The organism is Leptolyngbya sp. FACHB-1624 (assembly GCF_047649235.1).
Lineage (GTDB): Bacteria > Cyanobacteriota > Cyanobacteriia > Leptolyngbyales > Leptolyngbyaceae > Leptolyngbya > Leptolyngbya boryana.
On record NZ_CP180258.1, the window covers coordinates 1,908,557 to 1,925,039 of the forward strand.

Genomic DNA, 16,483 nt, shown 5'->3' on the forward strand with positions numbered 1-16,483 from the left:
CTGTTCAACGAGGCTCAATGGCTGGTGATCTGAATTCGGATAAAACGATTGCTGGATGAATTGTATAGCGCTAGAAAGCGATCACAACAAAAAAGGGGATCAAGTTGATCCCCTTTCAAAGTCAATTCTCTTAACTTAATTCACGGCCCACCAGCCTGCTGCCGGACCGACAAATCGAATCACGAGCCACGCCACAACGAGCAGGATAATTCCAGTCCATGCCCCCGTCGTTGTCCAATTCATAAATTTTTGGGTTTGAGTCTTTGTGACTGGCAGCCAGGGAGCAATCTTTTGCTCTTTGCCATACTCTTCACCCAGCGCTTCTTTACGACGTTTTGCTTCTCCCATAAGTTTGAAAAAAATGTTTGAGTGTATTGATTCTGATCATATCGCGAATGCTTATTCGTCTACAGGGTTGAACAAGCTCGAATCCAAATAAGAAATCCGCGCAAATGGGCTGAGTGCGGTCAAAACTTGAGCACCATAGCTTCGGTGTAAAACGCGGCTATCTAAGATTGCGACAAACCCTTGACATTCTCGCACCGGAGCAATCGATCGCTGTAGCTCACTTAGCGCTTCTGGTAGGAGATACAGCCGAAACCAATCTTGACGATGCTGTTTGTAATAGGCAACGCGACCTGCAACCAGCGGATGTTCGAGCGAAGGAATCGGTAAAGTCGCGATCGCGAATACATACGGTGCAGGCAAAACTCCCTGATGCTCTCGCCAGAACTCCCAACCCGTGACTAAAATCCCATTTTCTTCTAAACACGTGCGCTCAACTTGCACTCTCGACCCAAACTCAGCCGCCAAAATTGATCCCACTTGCGATCGCAGCGGCGTATCCCCGACCAAAATCACGGTTAATCGCTGAACCGAGGCGGACAGACTCAGCAACGATCGCAATTCTTTCAGCAACGCTCCTTGAAACTGAGGCGTATTAGGCAGCGGAATTCCTTCGGGCTGATAAAGCTGAATCAGATCTTCTTGGCGATCGAGGGCGAATTTCAAACAGGTCAAATCGTCACCTAAGCCCACATTTGATCGATAAATCTCTGCATCTGTATCGAGATCCAACGCGCCCCCAATCAGAACCGTCGGCTGCTGTGTCCAAATCGGCTCTAGAAACGAAGCAATCTTCACCGGAGTGCAATGTAGCGAAAACTGTCCAGCTTGCCGTAAAATCGTCACCCAAACTAAGCGATCGTTTTGCTGTAACTGCTCAAAAAAATGCGCCCAATTTGGCGGCAATGTCTCAGTTAAGTAAAATTTGAGTTCGAGTAAAATATCGCGTTCAGCTTGCTCAATTAAATAGCATTCGTAAGGATTAGCAGGATGTTGAAAAATTGCTCGAATCAGTTGAATCCGAGAATCTCGAATCAAATCGGCTTGCGCTGGACAAGCTAGCATCAGCGCCTCCCAATCTGCCGAGTCAAGTTGCACGGTTAATAGATCGCGCGTCCAAGATTCGAGATCATCTACCCCATCGATAATCGTCGGAATCCCAGTCGGAAATCTGCCCGCGGAATTTAAGCGATCGCTCAACCAAGCTTCAGGCGTTGTAATCAAAATGCCTTTGTAATCGGGAGCCGGCCAGCGATCGCCCGTTTGAATCGGTTTGGGATACTCAATCCACTGCCGCAATCGGGGAATCTCGACTCTTAAAATCCGTTGCTGAATCGCTTCCGGCACGACCAGAACCACTGGTTCTTGCCACATCAGCAAGGGCACAAGATAACTGAGGCGATACCGTCCCTGAAGATCACCCGGTGTCCCGGTTTGAATCAAGGCACTCCGTCCAATCCGAAGCGCCCGCGCGACCAGACGCGCCATCGTCAAATGGTGCGACCAGTACAATTCGCCTTGTTCTCTGAGAAAGGCGCGGAGTTGTTGATGGACTTCTACCTCAATCACAAAGTCACCCGATTTGGAACTAAATCATCATTTTGACACACTCATTCAAAACCCTGCGGTAAGTTAATTTGCTTTTGGGGAGAGTGGGGAGTAGGGGACTTCCCACCTCATCTAAAAGATTCTCAATCGCGGTCGCAAAATGATAGGCTCTAATAAAAGCTGTGTATTGCGTTTGCTCGATCCAGTTGGGAGGGATTAACAATGAAACGTTTGATTCGCGTTTTGGCGATGGTGAGTTTGGTGGTGGGCTGTCTGGGCTGGTTTTCCCAAGCGGCAGTCGCAGCAAACTTGAATGGAGTGACCGTGTTGGCGGCTGAGTACCGCAATGTGGTCGAAGATAAGATGGCAACCGAATTCGGTAAGAAACTTGACCTGAACAATACAAACGTTCGGGCTTTCCGCGAATTGCCAGGGCTATATCCGACTTTGGCGGGATTGATTATTAAATATGCGCCGTATGAATCTGTGGAAGATGTTTTGGATATTCCAGGACTGAACGACAAGCAGAAAGAAGTGCTGCAATCGAATTTGGATAATTTCGTTGTGACCGAAGTGTCCAAAGAACTCGTTGAAGGCGGCGATCGCTATAACAATGGCATTTATCGCTAATTGACGATCGAGAAACTTGTCAACTCGACGCTCTCTACAGAATTCAATGTCTGTGGGAGCGATTTTTTTATATAGGAAGCGTATGTTGCAGTCTGCGTATGATGTGCTGGTGGTTGGAGCGGGGGCGGCTGGGTTATATACGGCGCTCTGTTTGCCGTCTCAATATCGGGTGGGGCTGATTACCAAAGATTCGGTGGCACGCTCGGCGAGTGATTGGGCACAAGGCGGCATTGCGGCGGTGATCGATCCTCAAGATTCAACCGATTTGCACATTGCGGATACGCTCTCGGCAGGGGCAGGGCTGTGTGATGTCGATGCCGTGACGTTTCTGGTGGAGCACGCAGCAGACTGTATTCACAATTTGGTGGATTTGGGGGTGGCATTCGATCGACATCACAATCAGTTGGCGCTGACGTTAGAGGCGGCACATTCTCGACGGCGAGTGCTACATGCCGCAGATACAACGGGTCGCGCCGTCGTGAGTGTTTTGGCAGAGCGAGTGCTGGAACGAGAAAATATTCAGACGTTAGATCAAACGTTTGTTTTAGATATTTGGCTGGATGAGCAAAATCGCTGTCAGGGCGTTTGCTTGATTCACCATTCTCAAGTCCATTGGATTCGCGCTCAGGCTGTGATTTTGGCAACAGGCGGAGGCGGACAGGTTTTTGCCCAGACGACAAATCCGGCAGTCAGTACAGGCGATGGAGTCGCGATCGCGCATCGAGCCGGAGCTTTGCTTCGCGATCTAGAATTCGTGCAATTTCACCCGACAGCTTTGACGAAACCCGGTGCGCCGAGATTTTTGATTAGCGAAGCGGTGCGGGGGGAAGGAGCGCATTTAGTCGATCGAACTGGACACCGATTTGCGTTTGATTACCATCCAGCCGGGGAATTAGCGCCGCGCGATGTGGTAAGCCGGGCAATTTTTAATCACATTCAGAAGACGGAATCTGATCCGGCGAGTGCCAATGTATTTCTCGATTTGCGTCCCATTCCCGTTGAGACGATTCAGCATCGCTTTCCAAATATTATTCAAGTCTGTCAAAAATGGGGGGTAGATGTTTTCCAAGAACCGATTCCAGTCGCTCCAGCGGCGCACTATTGGATGGGTGGAATTGGGACGGATGTGGAGAATCGAACCTCGATCGAGAATTTATATGCAGTCGGTGAAACGGCCAGTACTGGAGTTCATGGCGCAAATCGGTTAGCCAGTAATTCGCTATTAGAGTGTTTGGTGTTTGGCGCGCAATTTCGATCGCTTCAACTTGAACCGATCTCAGCTCAGACAGTTGAACCGCTCGAGTCCATTGCAGATGTGGAATTTACCTCGATCGAGCACCTGCGGGCTGTCTTGCCGCGATTAGTGTGGCAGAGTGCAGGCATTTCGCGAGAGCAGAAGACTTTAGAAAGTGCGATCGCTCAAGTCGAACTCTGGCAACAAGAATTTTCGCAGCTTCCATTGAGCCAAATTTTGATCAATCTTGAGCCAAAAAAATCTCTGAAACTGGGAATTTCTGCTTCAGATCTTCGAGATTGGGGAGAGTTGTACAACTTACTCGATGTGGCGCATTTAATCCTGAAAAGCGCTCAATTGAGAACAGAGAGCCGAGGGGGACATTATCGATCGGACTTTCCGAACACATTAGAGGAGTGGCAGGTGCATACGATCGTGCAAGAGGAGAAGTGGTCTACTGCTCCAATTCGCCACTAAGACCGAGTAGCAGCTATACACTCTTGTGCTTTGAGTGAGCTTGATGAATTGGGATCTCGATGATAAAGTCAGTGCCTTCACCCACGGTGGATTGGCAGTAGAGCCTTCCCTGATGTTGGGCAATAATGCGATAGCTAATTGACATGCCTAATCCCGTCCCTTTACCAACAGGCTTCGTGGTGAAAAATGGATCGAACAATCTCGTCTGAATCGTTTCCGGAATCCCCATCCCGTTATCAGAAATGGTGATGCGAATTTGTTCACCCTCGATCTGCTCAGTCCGAATTGTAATCTTTGGAGGAATGGACTTAGTTTGATGCTTTGGATCGCCTACAATCGCATCGATCGCGTTGGTCAAAATATTCATAAACACCTGATTAAGCTGCCCAGCGTAGCATTCAATTGGGAGTAATTGCCCGTATTCCTTCACAACTTGAATGTCCAAGCCATCCTCCTTGAGTCGATTTGTGAGAAGCACGAGTGTATTATCAATGCCTTCTTGAACATTCGCAATCTTGAACTCGGCCTCAGCGAGTCGAGAAAAGTTGCGCAGGGATAAGACGATCGACTGAATTCGCTCTGTACCCATTTGCATCGAATCGAACAAATTTCGGACATCAGATCGCAGGAACTCTAGGTCAATTTCTTCGATTTTGTCCTGAATTGCAGTCGTTGGTTGGTATTCCGCTTGATAGAGTTCGACGAGTTCAAGCAGGTTGTGACTGTATTGTGCCGCATGAGACAAATTACCGTGAATAAAGTTCACCGGATTATTAATTTCGTGAGCCACTCCAGCGACTAATTGACCCAGACTCGACATCTTTTCGCTCTGAATCAGTTGCGCTTGGGATTCTCGAAGATCTGCTAGAACAGCTTTCAGAGCTGTATTTTTCTCTTCTAGTTCAGTCGTCCGCTCAGACACTTTAACTTCTAACAATGCCCGTTCTTCCTTCAAAGCTTCCTCGCTTCGGCGAATTGCTTCTTGCTCGACGATCGCCAGTTGCATTCGTTGATTCGTTTGACGATATTGACCAAAGATCAGACTGATGATGCCGAGCAGGGAGAGATTGGTGAAAATGATTCCCCAGAACGCAATCAACTCGGTAGTTTCTGATGTCCAGGTTACCTCTGTACTGGTCTGTTCAACAATTTTGTGCAGCTTTTCGTAATTTGGATCAACGACGGTTTCATCATGTTCTTTAGCTTCTTGTAGGTTTCCTGACTCTATGAGTTGCAGAAGTTGATTGACTGATTTTTCGTATCTGTCGTAAGCTGCAACCGTTTTTTCTAAGCTTTCTGGCGAAATTGCAGTTGTTCTCAGGGCATTTAGGGTCGTGGCGGACTGCTGGCGCTGACTATCTAAGGCTTCTTTTAACTCAGATTCGATTTCCTTCTGGGCGATGACTCTCCACTCTAAAGAATCTAATCGATTCGTTGTTGCTTTTAAGTCAGTGAGGTGAAATCTGTATGCGCTGGCTTGGTTTGCCCAGTCTCTCAGTTTTGTTGTTGCGATCGTAGCTGTGACTACAGAGAGCGCAGTGACCCCTATAAATAGCCAACTGCTTGCGCGATATTTCTGAAATGTTGCACTTACCATGAAAACTCTCTGTATTGATGAGTTGAGATTATTTTGTGGGTGTTCCAATAATTCCCAACGGTGCTGGAGTTGAGATCGCTCATCGAGTTGGGGTAATGCTTCGTAATTTAGAATTCGTGCAGTTTCACCCGATCGCTTTGACGAAATCGGCGCACCAAGATTTTTGTCTTCCAAGAACCTGACCTCTGCTCGACTCAAGGTTGAAAATCTTTAATAAAGAAAAGGGGATCACGCCGGATGTCGAGCTTGGATAAGAATCGAACAATTGTACTGCTTTATCTTCTGATAAGTTTTAAGCTTTTTGTTCCTTGTGAATTGCCGCAAACCTTCTAAGATGCGATGGCGACAATTTTGGATGCGAGACATGGAAATGAAACCGCCTTTACCCCCGTTCACTTTAGAAACTGCAAAAGCAAAAATTCAAGCGGCGGAGGATGCTTGGAATACCCGCGACCCCGATCGCGTTGCACTGGCTTATACCGAAGATTCGCAATGGCGGAATCGAGCAGAATTTTTGAGCGGACGAGAAGAAATTCGAGCGTTTCTCAGACGCAAATGGAACAAAGAATTGGACTATCGGCTGAAAAAAGAACTGTGGAGCTTCACTGAAAATCGTATCTCTGTCAAATTCGCCTACGAATGGCATGACGATTCTGGGCAATGGTATCGCTCTTATGGCAATGAGCAGTGGGAGTTTGCAGAAAATGGGCTGATGCAACGACGAGAAGCCAGTATTAATGACTTGCCCATTCAAGAATCCGATCGACAATTTCGTTGGGAACGTTGAACTCCAATTCACGATCCTAAAAGACGGGGCAATTTTGGTGCTGCATTTTGAATAAGAGCAGATACACTCTGAGATTGTGCTGAACTTGTCGAGTTCCTCTAAATTCATCTATGCGCGTGAGTTCTTTTCGTCGGTTTCAACTGGGATTCGTGTTTGCGATCGTCACAACCAGTCTGCTTGCCCAGGGTGTTTGGCGTACGGTTGCAAAGGCAGATTTTCTCCCATACTGTCAGCAAACTTCAGCGACGATCGCACAAAAAGATGCGGCGCGTCGGGCAGCACTCAAGGGCGGAGCAGAAGCTCAGCAGAAATATCAGCAAATTCTCACGCAACAGGCTAATCAGTTACGGCAATGTCGGAATCAAAACTGGCTGAAAACTCAGGGTATTTGGTTGCGCTTGTATGCCTGTGATGCAAGACCTGGAGGGATTGATGAAGTCCTCGATCGCATTGTCGATCGAGGCTATAACGAAGTGTATGTCGAGACATTTTTTAATGGCATGGTTTTACTACCAGCGTCGGACAATCCGACGGCTTGGCAGTCGATGCTTCAGTCTCCAAGTAATGTAGATCTACTGGCACAGATTATTCAGAAGGGTCGCGCGCGCGGCTTAAAAGTTTATGCCTGGATGTTTAGCATGAACTTCGGGAATAGCTATGCAAATCAGCCAGAAAAGCAGGTTTCACTGTTACGAAATGGGCGCGGGCAGACCAGTTTGACGGCAAATACATTGGCAGGGTTAAGCACAGAACTGGGAAGTTTGAATCCGAATGAAGCGTTTATCGATCCGTATAGCTTGCCTGCCAAACAAGACTATTACCGGATGATGCAAGCAGTCCTAAAACGTAAACCGGATGGGGTGTTGTTCGATTACATTCGCTATCCGCGTAGTCAAGGGACAGCATCGATTGCCACGAAGGTTCGAGATCTTTGGGTGTTTGGAGATGCGTCCCGGAAAGCGTTAGTCGATCGCGGCTTGAATAATAAGGGACGAGAACTGATTAAACGGTATCTCGATCGTGGTGCGATCAATGCGAGTGATGTGGCAGCAGTCGATAAGCTCTTTCCGAGAGAGAAAGTTCCGATGTGGCAGGGGCGCACCTCGGCAGCGATCGATACCCGTGGGTCTGTCGCGCAGCGGGCGAGAATTTTGCAGATGGATCTGTGGCGGTTGAGTGTGGCTCATGCGATGCAGGGAGTGGTCGATTTTCTCAATGTTGCAACTTATCCGGTTCAGCAAGTAGGACTGCCTGCGGGTGCTGTATTTTTTCCAGAAGGCAATCAGATGGTTGGGTTGGGATATGATTCGCGGTTACAGCCTTGGGATCGGTTTCCCAAAAATATTGCTTGGCATCCAATGTCGTATGCGACTTGTGGCAAGGCGGATTGTGTTGTGAAACAAGTGCAGCGCGTATTGTCGCTAACACCTGCGGGCACAGAGGTGAAACCTGTACTGGCTGGAATTTGGCAGATGTCTGTGAGTAATCGTCCGCCGTTAGAAGTACAAATGCAGGCATTGAAGTCGCTTTCGCCGCGAATTACTTCGATTAGCCACTTTGCTTATTCTTGGCAAGAACCGCGATCGGATCAAGATCGCAAATCTTGCTCACAGCGGCAGTTGTGAGGAGATTTCCCAAGCTGGCTCGTCGAAGTTGAAACTTGCTAGAGTAGTTTCCTGGGCAAAGAAAGGCATTTGCTCAGGGCTAGTTGGGAAATCTTTTCAGCCTTCACACCCATCCCCGTGTTTCTGCATCGGTCAAAGGTCGCTCTAGTTTGACATATTCGTTGCGAGCCGCTGCCAGGATGTGCTTCATCTGTACTGCCTCATCTGCATCTGCTGCAATAAAGGCTGCATTAACGGCAATATTGCGAATGTTTCCACCTGCGACTCCTAAGCGGGCGAGCTTGTCGAAATCTAGATTTTCAGTCGGTGTATCTTTAGGAAAAACTCTGCGCCAAATTTCTGTTCGCTGTTGCTGATCTGGAAAAGAAAACGGAACTACAAATCGAATGCGCCGTAAGAAAGCAGGATCGATCGAGGCTTTCAAGTTCGTCGTCAAAATTGCTAGTCCGCGATATGATTCCATGCGTTGCAAAAGGTAGCTAACTTCTAAGTTCGCATAGCGATCGCGGCTATCTTTGACTTCACTCCGCTTGCCAAATAATGAATCTGCCTCATCAAACAGCAAAACTACGCCCCCTGCTTCAGCCGCATCAAAAATACGGCGCAAGTTCTTCTCAGTTTCACCAATGTATTTACTCACAATTGTACTGAGGTCAATTCGATAGAGATCAAGCTGCAATTCGTGAGCAATGACTTCTGCGGCTGTTGTTTTACCTGTTCCACTGGCTCCAGAAAACAAAGCAGTAATTCCTAAGCCGCGCGCACTTTTACTGCCGAATCCCCAAGTTTCATAAACACGCGATCGCTGTTTCACATGAGCAATTAACTCGTGCAAGGTTTGCTGTTCTTTGTCGGGAAGTACTAGATCTTCCCAACCCATCGAACTTGAGATGCGCTGAGCTAGTTCATCTAAACGCGGGCGGGCTTGTTCTCGGCAAGTTTGCCAAAGGTTGCTTGCTAACTCATCACTCGAAGTGATGGGCAGAGATTGAACTTGCAGACAAGCTGTCTCGATCTCATCAGGAGAGAGATTAAACTGCGAAACCAAAGGAGCTAGTTGATTTGTGAGATTTGGTAAATGCTGATGCCACAGCGATCGCTGTTCAGCAGGAGAGGGTAGATCCACATCAAAGCTGAGATAACGACGCTGACGTTGACGACGACGATCAGAGGTTGCCAGGATGACGGGGGCAGCAAGTTGATCGATCAAACGAGAGAGCAGGTTTGCTTGAGTAGAACTGAGATCAGGTTCTAAGGTGCAGTCGATCCAAAATGCAGCTTGACTGAGCAGATATTCTCGTTCACATAGACGCATCAAGAGATGAAATTGCGCGATGTCGGTCGGAAGGGTATCAATCGCGATCTCAAAAAGATTGAGCTGAGATCGCGCCGCAATCGCAAGTGCAATCGCTTGTAAGCTGATTCGATCTTGACCACAGAGTTGAATGACCGGAAGTTGCTTTAAGGATTGTTTCTGCGCAAATTGTATCCAGGATTGATAGCTCTGTTTGACAATCCGTTGGTGTGATTCTACAAGCGCGATCGCATCAGAAGCGACTGGTGTAATACATCCTGCTAATCTTTCGTCTTGCTGAGGTAGCCCGATTAAATAATGGAGAATGCGCTCATCAATTCGGATGGGGCTTTGAGTGAGCGCATTACCTGCTCCAATCTCAATTAAATGCCAGTACCGCAAAGGTGAATCTGGTGCTAAAGCACTCCAATGGGGATCTGCGAGCGTAGCTAGTGCTAAGCTCAATGTTGGATAAGGCTTTTGTGCATCGTTTTGAACAGTGGCACAGAGCGTTGCCCATTCGCCATCGAACTCCATACCTGCACAGAGGACTAAGAGATCGCGCTCATATTCAGACAGTCTGAACATTCGGCAGAGTGTCACAAGCGCAGGTGGAGCTTCTGGAGAGAATGCGACAGGTTCAAACAATGTCGGATCTTGTTTAAGCTGCTGCCGAACATGCGCGATCGCGGTTTGCAAATACTGTTGATTGAGTTCAGCCCAGGAAGTTAGAGAAGTCATCGTAGAGAAATTTGCAAACGCACACACCTGCTCTTATCTCTAAATTCCAAAACGGATGAAACCGTAGGGCTACGGAAGTAGTTTCACGATCGCAGTGAAATAATCATCTCAAAAATATGCATCAGGTTATGATTCCTCCAAATCATTTGGGTCAAGGCTGGGCGTTTCCGCTACAGGTGAGCGTTCAAGGTGGGTTACATCTCAGCGCAACTTATCAAAATATTGAAGAATCGATCCGAATTATCTTAGGCACAGAACTGGGAGAGAGAGTGTATCGTCCTGATTTTGGGTCGCGATTGTCGGAGTTAACTTTTGCACCACTGAACACTCAAACACTGTTGCTCACCCGAGTCTATGTGCAAGAAGCATTGGAAAAATGGGAGCCGCGGATTGTCGTGGATAGCATTCGCACTGAGCCAGATCCGATTCGGGGAAGAATAGACATTCTCGTGGAATATCACCCGAAAGAAACGCACGATCGCCGCAGTCTGGTTTATCCATTTTACCTACTGCCTGCAAGCTAATCCGTAAAATTACGGCATCGCTAAATCCGGTGATTCACTTATTTGTTTCAGTGTTAAATTGACTTAGCTCATCGCTATTTACTCTGATTTGCGATCGCAATTTTATGGATATGGAATTTGAGTTTCTGCCTAAGTTACCCAAATCAGATCTGGACGATCGCACCTTTGAAGATCTGGTGAATGAATGTATTCTCAGGATTCCTCGGTACTGTCCCGAATGGACAAATTTTAATCCGGGCGATCCTGGCATTACGATGATTGAGCTTTTCTCCTGGTTAACTGACCAGATGCTGGTTCGGTTCAATCAAGTTCCACGCCGCAATTATGTTGCATTCTTAGAGTTACTAGGCATTCGTCTTTTACCTCCTACTCCTGCTCAGACTGAAGTTACTTTTTACCTGACGGCTGCTTTGCCAAGCACGTATCAAATTTCACCGGGTACAGAAGTTGCAACGGTTCGGACTGAATCCCAAGACGCGATCGTATTTAGTACCGATCGACCCTTAACGATTGGTACGCCTCGGATTACGCATTTTCTGACTTCTGAGACCGCCGATGCTGCGCCCGTCATGTTACGCGATCGCTTAACGAACTTTTGGACGGAAGAAGATGGGCAATGGGAAGGACAAGCACAGTTTATTTTCAACGAGCGTCCTCAGCCTGGAAATTGCTTTTACATTGTGTTTGATCCTCGCTCTGAGATTGAAGGAAATGTGCTAGCTTTGACGCTCAAAGGCGAAGTCGCTAGCTCAGTTGGGATTAATCCTAACCAGCCTCCGCGCCATTGGGAAGCTTGGACTGGTTCATCTTGGCAGCCCATTTTGCTGCAAGAAGACGACGATGCAACGTATGGATTTAGCTTTCGAGAAGCAGGGCAAGCGGTTCGGAATGCGATTCGAGAAGCTGATGTTACGCTGCATTTACCGCTGGTTTTTCCAGTGTCGTATTTTGGCGCATATCAGGGGCGCTGGTTGCGGTGTGTATATACTCAACCGCAAATGGGACAGTCTGGATATGCACGCGCTCCAGAACTACTAGGAATGTCGGCTCGAACGATTGGAGGGACGATCGAGGTTCATCAATGTACGCTGATTCGAGATGAATTGCTTGGAGAAAGCAACGGCACACCGGGGCAGACGTTTCAGCTTCAAAGTGGCTCGATTTTGCCGCGTCGAGAAGGCGAGCACTTAATCGTAACTCCGCCAGGAGGATTGCCTCAAATTTGGCGAGAAGTGAATGATTTTGCAGATTCTGGTTCAGAGGATTTGCACTATACGATCGAGTCTTTGACCGGACAGATTCAGTTCGGTCCTTTGATTCGAGAACCTGGACAACTCAAAACCCAAACGAATGTCCGCAGCCGCAATCAGCTCACACTTGGCAACTCAGCACCCCCAAGTTACTCAGAAACTCGTCAGCAAATGGAGCGGCAATATGGAGCGGTTCCCGCACGCGGGGCGACGATTCGGATGGCAGCCTACCGAACTGGAGGCGGACGCAAAGGAAATGTACAAGCAGGAACGATTCAAATTGCAAAATCTGCTGTGCCTTATATCGATCGCGTGATCAATCATCGCTCTGCGCATCATGGGGCTGATGCAGAATCGCTCGAAGATGCAGTGATCCGAGTGCCACAGATCTTGAGAACTCGCGATCGCGCCGTGACTCCAGAAGATTTTGAAACGCTAGCCGTGCAGGCAGGACAAGGATCAGTCGCGCGCGCTTTATGTCCAATTCGCTCGACTCAAGACACAACGCCTGGAGTCGTCGATTTGCTGATTGTTCCTAAAGCAAACCTAGATGGAATTGAAGCAGCGATCGGCATCGCACCGAGCCAATTCAGTCTGACTCTACCTTTGAAAACGCAAATCCTCAGCTATTTGGATGAGCGACGATTGCTTGGTGTGCAAGTGAGACTGCAAGAGCCAGAATATGTAGGCGTGTCTGTGCAAGTCGAAGTTGGATTACTGCCTGAATATCAAAATACCCAAGCACAGCAAACGATTCTTCGACGATTACAAGTTGAACTATATCGATTTTTGAACCCGCTCATCGGTGGCGTGGATCGATGCGGGTGGGAGTTTGGCTGTCCGGTTTATGTTTCGGACATTGTGAGTTTGTTCCAATCGATTGTGGGGGTGCGGTATTTGGGAGCAGTCTTGTTGTTTGAACTGCGGCGGCAAGGTTCAGGCTGGATACGCACCCTAGCGCAAGACGGCATGATTGATCCAGGCAAGACAGGATTGATTTGCTCTTGGGCAGATCCTCGGCTGCGATCGAGCCATGCGATTAGCTTTATGAATTGAGGGAGGATGTTAGATGCGTTCTAGTTCAACTCTCAGCGTCAATCTCACTCCCATGCAAACGCCAGATTCGGCGCGATCGCAAGGCTCAATTCCTCAGTTGCTCCTTCGCCCAGGTGAGCCGAGTGAGCTAGTTGTACAAGTCAGAAATACTGGCTCAGAGCCGATGCAAGTCTCTCTACAGGTGGAAGGGAATTTTCCGCAAGACTGGTGCTGGGTAGGGATGGAAGGCTCAGAGATCTTGCCGCATCAAACGATGGATGCCGTGCTTTATTTTCGAGTGCCTGCGGACTTTTTTGAAGCTGCTGAAGCATTGCGCGATCGACCTCATCTCAACATCAATTACCAAGGTAGAATCTGCGTTCATGCTTCAGAGATTGAAACCGCAGACTTTCAGCTTTTTCTGCGTCCTCGCAGTTTGTACCTTGATTTTTTGCCTGCGATTTATCGAGAAATCGATTTTGTGGGGCGCTTTCTCAAAATCTTTGAAGAAACCTTTGAACCTGCGGTACAGAGCCTAGATGCGCTCTGGGCTTACCTCGATCCGCTGACGGCTCCAAAAGCTCTGCTGCCTTTTCTCTCGCACTGGGTCGCTTGGTCAGCAGAATCTCAGATGAGCTTAGATCAGCAGCGGCGATTGATTCGGAATGCAATGCAGATCTACCGATGGCGAGGCACAAGACGAGGATTAAGGTTTTATTTACACCTCGCTACAGGCTTACCTCTCGATGAGCATCTCGCTGAAGAGGCAAAGCACATTAGTATCTTTGAGCTTTATCAGCGGGGATTTGTGTTGGGTACAACGCATTTAACCGAAGATGCCATTCTTGGAGGAGGTCGTCCGTTTCATTTCTGTGTCAAATTGCGTCCAGACCCAGATTTTCCGATCGATGAAGCGCTAGTAAGACGGGTGATTGAGCAAGAAAAACCTGCGTTTTGCACCTACGATTTTTGGATTGAACCCCGGAGCCAGACCCATGACGATGCCTTTTCTTCAACGATCGCTACAACCCTTTGAGCGGCTGCAAATATCAGATGGATTGTTAATCACGGCAAAACGCTGGCAGCAGGCGCATTCCTATCATCGTCAGCGGCAAAATCTCCTCCATCAATCTGTGCATAGTCCTGGGATTGTTTGGGGACTCGGAGTTTCTGTGATTCGTGCGCCAGAGACGATCTCGTCACAATACCGCGATGGTCGTTGGGTACAAATTCAGCCGGGGCTAGCGATCGACAATTTTGGCAATCCGATTGTTGTACCTGCTCCTATTGAGTTTCGCATTGCTTCAGAGGCTTCTGCTAAGCAACCTGTTGAAGTCTTTCTGATGTTACACTATGTCGATCCCGATAAATTACAAGCGCTACCGGAACAAGAAACGATTCAAGAAACGTTTCGGATTGATGAAACAGTGACTCTGCCGCAAGTCGATGAGATTGAACTCTGCCGAATTTGCTTAGCTCCGGGCCGTCATCAACTCAAACCAGCAGAAAATGTGATGTTTCCCGGGTTGAATGAACTTGACTTGCGCTTCCGTCCTGCGGCGCACGTCCGGCAAACAGAATGGGTCGAGGTGGGATGCTTTTCTGCTTCCGCAACCGCGCAGTTTCGAGCCTTACTGCAAAGCGCGATCGCACTTTATCCCAAAATGGCTGGACGGGTTGAACATCTGGCATTTCCCCTCAATTCCTCTGTGACAAAATACCATCTGTTGTATCTGACAAAAGCTCAATTTCTTGCGTTAGATGAGGCTTCGATGCGTGGATTGCTAAGCGCGATCGCGCAAGGCACGACAATTGTCGTGGCGGAATCGCTGAAAGGATCAGCGATCGCCGAATTACAGACGGTTCGGCAACAACTCACGGATGCTTTGCTGGAAACTTCTGAATCTGAGGAAACGTATCTAGCAATACAATGCGAACTGTCTGCTGTTACAGAGCAACTTCAGGAATATTTGCAGCAGCAGCACGCAGAACTAAGCTTTCACTGCCATCAGTTGGGGATTGCAATCAGTCAGGCAGAATTGCTTGCATCCCGTCATCCGTTGAAGACAGAACCTTTCTTATTTTCTCAGTTTCCGACGCTAAGACAACAGCCGATTACGCTGTTAAACTCACAAGGATTGATTCATCTACTAGGTGACTTAAGTGTAGCTTGGGATGGCGAAGTGCCATTTCCCAGGGAAGCCGTGCGAACTTCGCAAGAATTAGGAATTAACGTGTTGCATTTTGCTTGGCAAAGGAAGCAGCGAACTACATTACAGGCAAGTACCGCCGCTCCAGAGCAATCTTCTCAATTCGTGCAAACTTATGCTTAATAAATTCCGACTTCAATTTAAATTTACGCTGTTGCTGAGTGTTCTGTTTCTGGCAAGTACTGGCTTAAGTGCCTTATTGATCTCAGGGCAAGTTCAAGACCGTGCCTCTCAGCAAGTTGTCGATCGAGCCATGACCTTAATGGAGACCATTAGCTCGGTGCGGGATTACACCTCGCAGAAAATCCAGCCCCTTCTGGCTGAGAAAATTGAAACAAAAGAGGAATTTGTCGCAGAATCGGTTCCGGCTTATTCAGCCCGCGAAGTGTTTGAGAGATTGCGACAGAAGATGGGTTACGAGGACTTTTTCTACAAAGAAGCAGCTTTGAATCCGACGAATCTTCGCGATCTCGCGAATGAATTTGAAACCTCATTAGTTGAGCGGTTTCGCCAGCAGCAAGACATTCCAAAACTGTTTGGGTTTCAAACCATCGCAGGCAAGCAGCTATTCTATGTCTCACGACCCCTGAGAATGACTGATCCAAGTTGCTTGCGGTGTCATAGTACCCCTGAGGCTGCTCCGAAAAGTCACCTCAAAACTTACGGGAATGAGCGTGGATTTAACTGGAAATTGAACGATGTCGTCGCAGCGCAGACCCTCTACATGCCGAGCGATCGCATTGTGCAAAGTTATCAGCACCAATTTTTGATCGCGTTTGGTGCTTTTGTTGGGATTTTTGCGCTGATCATTTTGGTGTTGAATCTGCTGCTGACACGATCAGTGATTCAGCCGTTGCACCCGATCGCCAAAATTGCGAATGCACTCAATCAGGAAAATGCTGATATCAAAGACGAAGATTTACAGAAACTCAATCGTTTTATTCAGCGTAGGGATGAAATGGGGCAATTAGCCCGCTCATTTCGACATTTAGCAACTTCGATCTGGGAGCGAGAAAATTCTTTAAAACAGCAGCTAGAAATGCTCCATCAGGAAGTTCTCAATGCTCGATCGCCAGATGAAACTGTTGGAACTCAATCGCAAGTTCAAGCATTACTGGCAAAAGCAAAAGTGATTCGGTCTGCACTCAAGGTCAATTCAACCCATTCTCAGTCCTAACCTATCCGC

General features: G+C 47.9%; 13 protein-coding genes. 9 read left to right on the forward strand and 4 right to left on the reverse strand.

Features of this window, described 5'->3' with window-relative positions; translation table 11 throughout:
* Positions 1-135: 135 nt before the first annotated feature.
* Positions 136-348: a DUF2839 domain-containing protein gene (locus ACMUEV_RS08890; RefSeq protein WP_017289469.1), complete on the reverse strand. Its 213-nt coding sequence runs from the start codon at positions 346-348 to the stop codon at positions 136-138.
* 51 nt (positions 349-399) lie between these two features.
* Entirely contained in the window at positions 400-1,914 is a 1,515-nt protein-coding gene (locus tag ACMUEV_RS08895; protein ID WP_190651203.1) for an ATP-dependent DNA helicase, read from the reverse strand.
* A gap of 201 nt (positions 1,915-2,115) precedes the next feature.
* Between ACMUEV_RS08895 and psbU the strand changes: the two genes are divergently transcribed.
* Both psbU and nadB read left to right on the forward strand, forming a co-directional pair.
* On the forward strand, positions 2,116-2,523 hold the full coding sequence (gene psbU / locus ACMUEV_RS08900) for a photosystem II complex extrinsic protein PsbU (protein ID WP_017289466.1): 408 nt from the start codon (positions 2,116-2,118) through the stop codon (positions 2,521-2,523).
* Between the two features lie 82 nt (positions 2,524-2,605).
* Complete coding sequence (gene nadB / locus ACMUEV_RS08905) at positions 2,606-4,234, forward strand: L-aspartate oxidase (RefSeq protein ID WP_190651205.1); 1,629 nt, start codon at positions 2,606-2,608, stop codon at positions 4,232-4,234.
* A gap of 13 nt (positions 4,235-4,247) precedes the next feature.
* Here the strand turns inward: nadB and ACMUEV_RS08910 are convergent, their stop codons facing one another.
* The gene (locus ACMUEV_RS08910) at positions 4,248-6,005 is read right to left on the reverse strand and encodes an ATP-binding protein (RefSeq protein ID WP_199329486.1); all 1,758 of its coding nucleotides are present in this window, start codon (positions 6,003-6,005) and stop codon (positions 4,248-4,250) included.
* 190 nt (positions 6,006-6,195) lie between these two features.
* Between ACMUEV_RS08910 and ACMUEV_RS08915 the strand changes: the two genes are divergently transcribed.
* Positions 6,196-6,618, forward strand: a complete 423-nt coding sequence (locus ACMUEV_RS08915) for a DUF1348 family protein (protein ID WP_190651207.1) — start codon at positions 6,196-6,198, stop codon at positions 6,616-6,618.
* Positions 6,619-6,728: 110 nt separating this feature from the next.
* Positions 6,729-8,243: a hypothetical protein gene (locus tag ACMUEV_RS08920; RefSeq protein ID WP_190651209.1), complete on the forward strand. Its 1,515-nt coding sequence runs from the start codon at positions 6,729-6,731 to the stop codon at positions 8,241-8,243.
* A gap of 103 nt (positions 8,244-8,346) precedes the next feature.
* Here the strand turns inward: ACMUEV_RS08920 and ACMUEV_RS08925 are convergent, their stop codons facing one another.
* The gene (locus tag ACMUEV_RS08925) at positions 8,347-10,278 is read right to left on the reverse strand and encodes an ATP-binding protein (protein ID WP_190651211.1); all 1,932 of its coding nucleotides are present in this window, start codon (positions 10,276-10,278) and stop codon (positions 8,347-8,349) included.
* A gap of 128 nt (positions 10,279-10,406) precedes the next feature.
* Here ACMUEV_RS08925 and ACMUEV_RS08930 point away from each other — a divergent pair, with 128 nt between their 5' ends.
* The 5 genes from ACMUEV_RS08930 (at position 10,407) to ACMUEV_RS08950 (ending at position 16,474) form a co-directional block, all read left to right on the forward strand.
* The gene (locus tag ACMUEV_RS08930; protein ID WP_190651214.1) at positions 10,407-10,802 is read left to right on the forward strand and encodes a GPW/gp25 family protein; all 396 of its coding nucleotides are present in this window, start codon (positions 10,407-10,409) and stop codon (positions 10,800-10,802) included.
* A gap of 104 nt (positions 10,803-10,906) precedes the next feature.
* The gene (locus tag ACMUEV_RS08935) at positions 10,907-13,108 is read left to right on the forward strand and encodes a putative baseplate assembly protein (RefSeq protein ID WP_242044413.1); all 2,202 of its coding nucleotides are present in this window, start codon (positions 10,907-10,909) and stop codon (positions 13,106-13,108) included.
* Positions 13,109-13,121: 13 nt separating this feature from the next.
* Positions 13,122-14,123 (forward strand): phage tail protein, encoded by a 1,002-nt coding sequence (locus tag ACMUEV_RS08940; protein ID WP_190651216.1) that lies wholly within the window; start codon positions 13,122-13,124, stop codon positions 14,121-14,123.
* A complete protein-coding gene (locus ACMUEV_RS08945) occupies positions 14,083-15,420 on the forward strand; it encodes a hypothetical protein (RefSeq protein WP_190651218.1) in 1,338 nt (445 codons plus the stop codon). Before ACMUEV_RS08940 ends, ACMUEV_RS08945 begins: the two co-directional genes overlap by 41 nt.
* Positions 15,413-16,474 carry a c-type heme family protein gene (locus ACMUEV_RS08950; RefSeq protein WP_190651221.1) on the forward strand — a complete coding sequence of 354 codons (1,062 nt, stop codon included), beginning with the start codon at positions 15,413-15,415 and terminating at the stop codon, positions 16,472-16,474. The genes ACMUEV_RS08945 and ACMUEV_RS08950 overlap by 8 nt, the downstream gene beginning before the upstream one ends.
* Positions 16,475-16,483 lie beyond the last annotated feature (9 nt).

What these genes read in the sequence shown, in the direction of transcription:
- ACMUEV_RS08940 (WP_190651216.1), top strand. Translation starts at nt 13,122, where the DNA reads ATGCGTTCTAGTTCAACTCTCAGCGTCAATCTCACTCCCATGCAAACG.
- ACMUEV_RS08920 (WP_190651209.1), top strand. Translation starts at nt 6,729, where the DNA reads ATGCGCGTGAGTTCTTTTCGTCGGTTTCAACTGGGATTCGTGTTTGCG.
- ACMUEV_RS08950 (WP_190651221.1), top strand. Translation starts at nt 15,413, where the DNA reads ATGCTTAATAAATTCCGACTTCAATTTAAATTTACGCTGTTGCTGAGT.
- ACMUEV_RS08925 (WP_190651211.1), bottom strand. Translation starts at nt 10,278, where the DNA reads ATGACTTCTCTAACTTCCTGGGCTGAACTCAATCAACAGTATTTGCAA.
- ACMUEV_RS08935 (WP_242044413.1), top strand. Translation starts at nt 10,907, where the DNA reads ATGGATATGGAATTTGAGTTTCTGCCTAAGTTACCCAAATCAGATCTG.
- ACMUEV_RS08930 (WP_190651214.1), top strand. Translation starts at nt 10,407, where the DNA reads ATGATTCCTCCAAATCATTTGGGTCAAGGCTGGGCGTTTCCGCTACAG.
- ACMUEV_RS08915 (WP_190651207.1), top strand. Translation starts at nt 6,196, where the DNA reads ATGGAAATGAAACCGCCTTTACCCCCGTTCACTTTAGAAACTGCAAAA.
- ACMUEV_RS08945 (WP_190651218.1), top strand. Translation starts at nt 14,083, where the DNA reads ATGACGATGCCTTTTCTTCAACGATCGCTACAACCCTTTGAGCGGCTG.
- psbU (WP_017289466.1), top strand. Translation starts at nt 2,116, where the DNA reads ATGAAACGTTTGATTCGCGTTTTGGCGATGGTGAGTTTGGTGGTGGGC.
- ACMUEV_RS08890 (WP_017289469.1), bottom strand. Translation starts at nt 348, where the DNA reads ATGGGAGAAGCAAAACGTCGTAAAGAAGCGCTGGGTGAAGAGTATGGC.
- nadB (WP_190651205.1), top strand. Translation starts at nt 2,606, where the DNA reads ATGTTGCAGTCTGCGTATGATGTGCTGGTGGTTGGAGCGGGGGCGGCT.